This window comes from Empedobacter sp. UBA5036 (assembly GCF_002415215.1).
Classification (GTDB): Bacteria; Bacteroidota; Bacteroidia; order Flavobacteriales; family Weeksellaceae; genus Empedobacter; species Empedobacter falsenii_B.
The window spans coordinates 37,172-45,288 of sequence record NZ_DICC01000007.1; the positions used below are offsets into that span (position 1 = coordinate 37,172).

Genomic DNA, 8,117 nt, shown 5'->3' on the forward strand with positions numbered 1-8,117 from the left:
GTTGTCAGATTATGATTAATGATTTGATTATTTATCGATAAAAAAGTCAGTTTATTGGTTGATAAAATGTCAGCGTTAAGTTATATACTTAAACTCAAACTTTATCTCAGTCTTAGTCTCAATCTCAATCTATGTTGTGAGAAAATAATAATTGTTTTAAAAGTTTGTTTACTCATCAGTTTTAATCAAACTCAAATTTTATCTCAGCCTTAACCTCAGTCTTAGTCTTAGTCTTAGTCTCAATATTACCCAATCTTACTTCCGTTTTCAACTTTTCGTTCGGGATTCAAGAGAATAACATCTTTATTATTTCCATAAACGCCCATCACGAGACATTCGCTCATAAAAGTGGCAATTTGTTTTTTCGGAAAGTTAACCACAGCCATTATTTGTTTTCCAATCAATTCTTCTTTGTTATAAAGCGATGTAATTTGTGCCGAACTTTTCTTGATTCCTAACGGACCAAAATCAATTTCTAATTGATAAGCAGGATTTCTTGCTTTCGGAAAATCATTTGCATTGATAATTGTACCAATTCTCATATCTAATTTTTCGAAATCTTGCCAAGAAATTGTTTCAGTATTATTTTCAGGTTTTGGTTCTTCTTTTGGTTTATTTTCTTTATCGTAAATCGTTTGCAGAATTTTTTCTAAATCAGTTTTTTCATCTGCATATTTCGTTTTCATGTCATCGGGCATTCTGTTGTAATACGTCAATGCTTTTTCGCCAAACTGCTTGATGTAAAAATCGGTCAATGGTGGAACATTTGGAAATCGTTTATGAAAAATCATTTCTGTATATGCTTGCCATTCGCGTTCTTCTCGCAATTCAATTTGATTTTCACCCGAACGCTGAAAAACATGTACCATTTCGTGCATCAAAACATTAGAAAGTAATACTAAATCAAAATCTAAGATATTGCGTGGAACACGAATCGTAATTCCAGTTTTTTCTTCGCCTTCTGCAGTCAATAAAAAACCTTTCGGATCGATTTCTTCTCGAAACGTAAAACCTGTAAAAGCACTATGTTTTAATTTTAATTCATCTAAAATTTCGTACAATGCTTCAACGATTAAATGATTATTTTTTAAATAATTTATTCTTTCTTTAAATTTTTCTGTAATCATAGTTTTTTGGCTTATTTATCAAATATATAATCTTATTTTTGATATGTTTTAAAAATGACTATGAAGAAATTAGTACTATTACTTGGCTTGATCTCGATAACAACAAATGCACAAGTACTTAATAACAAACAAGAGTTTACGCGACAAGATTCGCTTCGCGGGACGAATAATGAATTCCGAAATTGGTGGGATGTCAAACATTATAAAGTAAGTGTAGAGCCAGATTATCAGTCAAAATCGATAAAAGGAAAAACTACAATTACCTTTGATAAAACTGCTCCTCAACAATCAGATTTATTGCAAATCGATTTACAAGATCCGATGATGGTTTCGGCTGTAAAATTGAATGGAAAGAAAATCTCTGATTTCAAACGTGATGGAAATGTTTATTTTATTAATGTCGGAAAAATTATCAAGAATACTTCAAATCAATTAGAATTAGAATATAACGGAAATCCTCGTGTTGCAGTGAAAGCACCTTGGGACGGCGGTTGGATTTTTACGAAAGATGAAAAAGGTCGCGATTGGATGTCTGTTGCGGTACAAGGTTTGGGCGCAAGTGCTTGGTTTCCGAACAAAGATTATTTAGGCGATGAGCCAGATAATGGAATGGAATTGGAAATTATAGCTCCAAAAGATTTGGTTGGAATAGGGAATGGACGATTAGTTTCTAAGAAAGAGAAAAATGGTAAAACAATTTCTACATGGAAAGTTGTCAATCCAATCAATAATTATAACATTATTCCATATATCGGACATTATGTCAATTTCAAAGATACTTTCGAAGGAGAAAAAGGTAAATTGGATTTAGATTATTATGTATTAGATTATAATATAGATAAAGCAAAATCGCAATTTGAACAAGCAAAATTAATGTTGAAAAGTTTCGAACATTGGTTTGGACCTTATCCTTTTTACGAAGATTCTTTCAAAATTGTTGAAGCTCCGCATTTGGGAATGGAACATCAATCTGGTATTGCGTACGGAAATAAATTTGCAAATGGTTATTTGGGTCGAGATTTATCAGGTTCTGGTTGGGGATTGAAATGGGATTTTATCATCGTTCACGAAGCTGGTCACGAATGGTTTGGGAATAATATTACCGAAAAAGATGTGGCAGATATGTGGATTCACGAAGCGTTTACGGCTTATTCGGAAACGTTGTTCACAGAAACTTATCATGGAAAAGATGCGGCAAGCGAATATGTGCGTGGAACGAGAAAGGCAATCCAAAATGATATTCCAATTATCGGGGTGTATGGCGTAAACCAAGAAGGTAGTGGTGATATGTACTATAAAGGTGCAAATATGATTCACACGTTGAGAACTTGGATGAATAATGATGAAAAATTTAGACAAATGTTACGTGGATTAAATAAAGAATTTTATCATCAAACTGTAACTACAGAGCAAATTGAAAATTATATTGCGAAGTTTTCTGGATTAAATTTGAATACTTTTTTCAATCAATATTTAAGAACAATTAAAGTACCGACTTTAGAACTTAAACAAAGTGGAAATAAAGTTGAATATCGTTATACAAATGTTGTGGATGGATTTGCAATGCCTTTGCGATTGAAAGATTCTGAAGTAACAATCAATCCAACGACTAATTGGCAAACGATTAATAACTCAACGATTACAAGAGCGATTGATGTAACAATTAATCCAAATTATTATATTGACACGCATATTATATATTAAAACTGAATGAGATATTGAAATGAGTTCAATATGACAAAGAAAGTCTACCTGAACTTGTTTCAGGTTCTCATCCAAAATGATTTATAAAATATTCCAAACAAATATCATCGGTTATTGAATGATGAAATTATAAATTTGTGACATGAAAAAATATATTGCATACGCAATCTTATCAGGATTATTATTAACAGCAGGTTGGCCATCGCACGGCTTTCCATTGTTATTATTTATAGGATTTGTACCCTTGATGTTGGCAGAACATCAAATCACGCAACGCGCAGAATTCAAGAAAAAAGGACGCAAAATTTTCGGACTTTCGTTTTTAGCTTTCTTTATTTGGAATGCGATTGTAATTTGGTGGTTGCATTATGCACAAGAAACGGACGCGAATGGAGATTTGCACAATTCGTGGAGCGCTTATTTGATTCCAGTTGTGGCGAATTCCTTGTTTATGTCAATTGTTTTTCAGTTATATCATTTCGTCAAAACCAAAGCTGGTAATCTGTATGGATTGGTTTTTCTTCCTGCGATTTGGATGAGTTTTGACAAACTAACCTTGAATTGGGAGTTGACTTGGCCTTGGTTTAACCTTGGAAATGGTTTTGCAAAATATTACGAATGGGTGCAATGGTACGAATACACAGGAACTTTTGGAGGTGCACTTTGGATTTGGTTAGTTAATATTACGGTATTCTATTATTTGACGGCTTATATTAATAAGAAAGAAATGAGGTATCTAAACAAATTAGGTATTTATGCTGGATTATTAATTGCTGTGCCAATTGGTATTTCTTATATTATTTATGCGAATTACGAAGAAAAGGGAAAAGCACTTGATGTGTTAGTTCTTCAGCCAGATCTTGATCCATACAACGAAAAGTATATGAAAGATGGTTTGCAGATTTATGACGAATTGAAACAATTGGCGCTGAAAAATATTCAACCAAAAACTCAATTTGTTGTTGCACCAGAAACTGCCGTACCTGGATCATCTGCTTTGATTTTTGATAATATGTATGATGATTTAATTATACAAGACATTCAGCAATGGACAAAAACCAAAAAAGATTTACATTTTGTAACAGGAGCATCTATCATGCGAATTTATCCAATGCAATCTTTAGCATCGGAAACGGCATCTGTTATGAGAGATGGAATTACGTGGTACGACGCTTATAACTCGGCTTTGCAGATAAGTGGAAACGATTCGATAGAAGTTTATCATAAGAGTAAATTAGTACCTGGAGTAGAAATTTTTCCATATCGAAACATTTTAATGCCAATTATTGGAGAATTTATGCTTAACTTTGGCGGCACAACAAAAACGTTGGGGATTCAACCTCATCGTTCTGTTTTCAAGAATAAAACAAACAACGCTACTGTTGCTCCGGTTATATGTTACGAATCTATTTACGGAGACTATACAACAGAATATGTGAGAGAAGGCGCAAATGTTATATTCACAATGACCAACGATTCTTGGTGGGGCTCTACCGATGGTCATCGTCAATTACTATTATATGGTAATTTGAGAGCTATTGAAAATAGACGCGCTATCGTTAGATCTGCAAATTCAGGTATTTCGGCTTTCGTTAATCAGCGAGGAGATATAATGAAGTCTTTACCATATGGAGAGCAGGGTGCCTTAAATGGTACAATTTTAATGAATAGTGAATTAACGTTTTACACAAAATATGGCGATGTAATCGCGAGGATAGCGCTGTTGGTAATGGGAATTATCTTGGCTTATACTCTTGCGCAGAAGTTGTTATATAAACAAAATAAGAAAAAAATATAAAATTAATAACCTAAAGAGTTGTATAAGTAATATATAATTTGTTACTTTGCACTCCGTTTAAAATAGGACAATACAAAATAAGATGTCAAAAATTTGTCAAATTACAGGTAAGAAGAGATTAGTGGGAAACAATGTTTCTCATGCTAATAATAAAACAAAACGCACTTTTGAAGTGAATTTGTTCAAAAAGAGATTTTTTATGCCAGAAACTGGTGAGTGGATTACATTAAGAGTTTCTGCACACGGTTTAAAAACAATCAACAAATTAGGAGTTGATGAGGCTGTTAAACGTGCACGTAAAGAAGGTTTAATCAAATAATTTAAGACACCATGGCAAAAAAAGGAAACAGAGTACAGGTTATTTTAGAATGTACAGAGCATAAAGAAAGTGGTATGCCAGGAATGTCTCGTTATATCACAACTAAAAACAAAAAAAATACTCCAGATCGTATTGAGTTGAAAAAATACAACGCAGTATTGAAAAAGTATACAATTCACAAGGAGATTAAATAATAAAATTTTAGACGATGGCAAAGAAAACGGTAGCAACCCTACAAACTGGGTCTAAAAAAATGACCAAAGTTATCAAAATGGTAAAATCTCCAAAATCTGGAGCTTACGTATTTGTTGAAAAAGTAGTTAACGCTGATGAAGCAGATTCTTTCTTCACGAAATAATCAAATCATCTCCTTAACAAAAAATATTTAAGGTTAATTGAGCTGCCTCGTTTTCAGGGCGGCTTTTTTATTTCCTTATATTTTATGTATCTTCGTACAAAATTTTAAGAAATTTAGCTTATTAATGAGTTGGTTCAAAAAGATATTAGGTAAAGAAAGCAAAGAAAAATTAGATGAAGGATTAGAAAAATCTAAAACTTCTCTATTTGATAAAATCAGTCGTGCTGTAGTAGGTAAATCTAAAGTGGACGATGAGGTTTTAGATGATTTAGAAGAAGTATTGATTTCTTCTGATGTCGGTGTTGAAACAACGATCAAAATTATTCGTCGAATAGAAGAACGTGTAGAACGTGATAAATATGTTTCGACTTCTGAGTTAGATTTAATTCTTCGCGAAGAAATTGCAGGCTTACTTTCCGAAAACAATATAGAAGATACAAACGGTTTTTCGATTCCGAAGAAAGATGTACCATACGTTATTATGGTGGTTGGAGTAAATGGAGTTGGAAAAACAACGACGATTGGTAAATTGGCTTCTCAGTTCAAATCGCAAGGACTTAAAGTGGTTCTTGGAGCAGCAGATACGTTTCGTGCGGCGGCTGTAGATCAATTAGTAATTTGGTCGGAGCGTGCAGGTGTGCCAATTGTAAAACAAGCCATGGGTTCTGATCCTGCTTCGGTTGCATTTGATACCATTCAGTCGGCAGTTGCCCAAAATGCAGATGTTGTTTTGATTGATACTGCAGGACGTTTGCACAACAAAATTAACTTGATGAACGAGTTGACAAAAATAAAACGTGTGATGCAAAAGGTAATTCCAGATGCGCCTCACGAAGTTTTATTAGTGTTAGATGGTTCTACAGGTCAAAATGCTTTTGAGCAAGCAAAACAATTTACACAAGCAACAGAAGTTTCTTCTTTAGCGGTTACAAAATTAGATGGAACAGCAAAAGGAGGAGTGGTAATTGGAATTTCAGATCAATTTAAGATTCCAGTTAAATACATTGGTGTTGGTGAAGGAATCAATGATTTGCAAGCTTTCAATAAAATGGAGTTTGTCGATTCTTTCTTCAAACGAAATAATTAAGAAATTCAATTTCTATAAAATATAAATCCTCTTTCAAGTTATTGAAGGAGGATTTTTTTGTTTAACTAATTTTATATTATTGATATATAGTTTTTTTAAAAATAAAATAAATGAAATTAGATGTGTAATAATTTTCATCAAAGATGAAAAACTATGAGTGAACTATTGATTTCTATATAAAATATTCATCTATTTCTATGTATCTATGTGGTGATTTATTCAAAAGTTTAAACAAGTTAAGTGTAACTAATATTTTAGCTTAATAAACCACTTTAATATATTCTTTATAAAACTTTTTGCTTTTGTTTTCTTTCTTCGAAATAGTTTTTAGAAACTCGTTTAAATATTCTCTAAAAGGAGAATCTTTCGCTAAAGCATCTTGTTTCTTACTCGTCAAAACTTGAACAGTTCCGTACATTTCTTCATCATTTTCTACGCTCGATGCAATCAAAGTAAAAGTTTCATTTGATTCATTAATGATGTTTTTATTCGACCAAACTAACAACGGTTGATTTTTTTCGTTGTACAAAATATTGTCCCATTTTCCTAACCAATCATATAGCATTTTTTTTGCAACCAAAGGTGTTTGAAAACTTTCGACACGATATTCTGTCAACGAACGTTCGGCTTGTTCTTGCGCATATAATAAATTGAAACTTGTAAAAAGTGCGATAAAAAGAAATATTTTTTTCAAACTCAAAAATCTTGTTTAGCGTAAAGTTATCAAAAATAATTGCAATTCTTATGTAATTTATTTAGAACAATATATCTATTCTGAATATTCAGGAAAAGCGAAAAAGCTGTCGAATCGTTTAGGTGTTGGATTGACGAATGTTCATAATAAGAATGAAAATACAAACACAGATACGTGGACGTTTACGCCAAAATTAGTATTGGGTTACGAATTAGCGAAGAATCAAAATTTACGTTTTTCCAGTTCGTATAAACCAACAAGTCCTTGGAATTCGGCATTGAGTAAAAACGTGATTCAGGTTGTGGAAAATATTACACAAGAAGGAAATCCGTATTTAACTATTCAGAAATCTTTTGGAAATAATTTGATTTACTCTTTCAATTCAAAATATTTTGATTTAAATACAAATGCATTTTATCATTATACAAAAGATCCGATTAATCAATTGTATTTGCAAAATATCATTAATGGAAATGTAGAAGGGTATAAATTAACGTACGAAAATGTTCAAAAGTCGCAACGTTACGGTGTTCAAATTACAGGTTCTATCAAACCTTTTGGAACAGATATTTTAACTGTTAAAGTAAATGTAGCACCAGCAACAGAGCGTTTCAAAACGAAAGATGGTAGAATTTTGAAGAATGATTATATCGGAAATTATTTTGCATTATCATCTGTTTACAAAAACTTTCGTGTAGATTATCAATTTAATATTCCGTATTACACGTTGGGCGGAGCTTTGTTGTACACACAAGAAAACATGAACCATGCTTTTGTGAGTTATAAATATAATAATTGGACTTTTTCTACAGGAATGTATTGGATTGGAATGTCGTCAACTTACAAGCAAAAAACAATGGATAAACAATATGTAGATTATTCTCGTGTTGGGAAAATTTGGGATAATAAATCGATGTTTGTTGTTGGTTTGAGCTTGGATTTTGCTACAGGTAAGAAAACAAATATCAACCGAAAATTAGAAAATGAAACTGCAGGAGCTGCAACGTTTTAATAAATAAACAAAAAGAGA

At 32.2% G+C, this 8,117-nt stretch carries 9 protein-coding genes; 7 read left to right on the forward strand and 2 right to left on the reverse strand.

The features are described from left to right. Positions 1–245: 245 nt before the first annotated feature. Positions 246–572 (reverse strand): tRNA-binding protein, encoded by a 327-nt coding sequence (locus tag B4J88_RS00675; RefSeq protein ID WP_291065893.1) that lies wholly within the window; start codon positions 570–572, stop codon positions 246–248. 615 nt (positions 573–1,187) lie between these two features. Here B4J88_RS00675 and B4J88_RS00680 point away from each other — a divergent pair. The 6 genes from B4J88_RS00680 (at position 1,188) to ftsY (ending at position 6,393) form a co-directional block, all read left to right on the forward strand. Beyond that, on the forward strand, positions 1,188–2,831 hold the full coding sequence (locus B4J88_RS00680) for a M1 family metallopeptidase (protein WP_291065869.1): 1,644 nt from the start codon (positions 1,188–1,190) through the stop codon (positions 2,829–2,831). 142 nt (positions 2,832–2,973) lie between these two features. Further along, positions 2,974–4,629 carry an apolipoprotein N-acyltransferase gene (lnt, locus tag B4J88_RS00685; protein ID WP_038337063.1) on the forward strand — a complete coding sequence of 552 codons (1,656 nt, stop codon included), beginning with the start codon at positions 2,974–2,976 and terminating at the stop codon, positions 4,627–4,629. Between the two features lie 82 nt (positions 4,630–4,711). Beyond that, a complete protein-coding gene (gene rpmB, locus B4J88_RS00690) occupies positions 4,712–4,948 on the forward strand; it encodes a 50S ribosomal protein L28 (protein WP_038337064.1) in 237 nt (78 codons plus the stop codon). Between the two features lie 11 nt (positions 4,949–4,959). Continuing rightward, positions 4,960–5,142 carry a 50S ribosomal protein L33 gene (gene rpmG, locus B4J88_RS00695; RefSeq protein ID WP_038337065.1) on the forward strand — a complete coding sequence of 61 codons (183 nt, stop codon included), beginning with the start codon at positions 4,960–4,962 and terminating at the stop codon, positions 5,140–5,142. A gap of 14 nt (positions 5,143–5,156) precedes the next feature. Further along, positions 5,157–5,306, forward strand: a complete 150-nt coding sequence (locus B4J88_RS00700; protein ID WP_084106961.1) for a DUF4295 domain-containing protein — start codon at positions 5,157–5,159, stop codon at positions 5,304–5,306. 124 nt (positions 5,307–5,430) lie between these two features. Continuing rightward, complete coding sequence (ftsY, locus tag B4J88_RS00705) at positions 5,431–6,393, forward strand: signal recognition particle-docking protein FtsY (RefSeq protein ID WP_038337066.1); 963 nt, start codon at positions 5,431–5,433, stop codon at positions 6,391–6,393. Positions 6,394–6,652: 259 nt separating this feature from the next. Here the strand turns inward: ftsY and B4J88_RS00710 are convergent, their stop codons facing one another. After that, positions 6,653–7,087 carry a hypothetical protein gene (locus tag B4J88_RS00710; protein ID WP_291065871.1) on the reverse strand — a complete coding sequence of 145 codons (435 nt, stop codon included), beginning with the start codon at positions 7,085–7,087 and terminating at the stop codon, positions 6,653–6,655. A gap of 73 nt (positions 7,088–7,160) precedes the next feature. Between B4J88_RS00710 and B4J88_RS00715 the strand changes: the two genes are divergently transcribed. Continuing rightward, a complete protein-coding gene (locus B4J88_RS00715) occupies positions 7,161–8,099 on the forward strand; it encodes an outer membrane beta-barrel protein (protein WP_291065895.1) in 939 nt (312 codons plus the stop codon). The last annotated feature ends 18 nt before the right edge of the window (positions 8,100–8,117 follow it).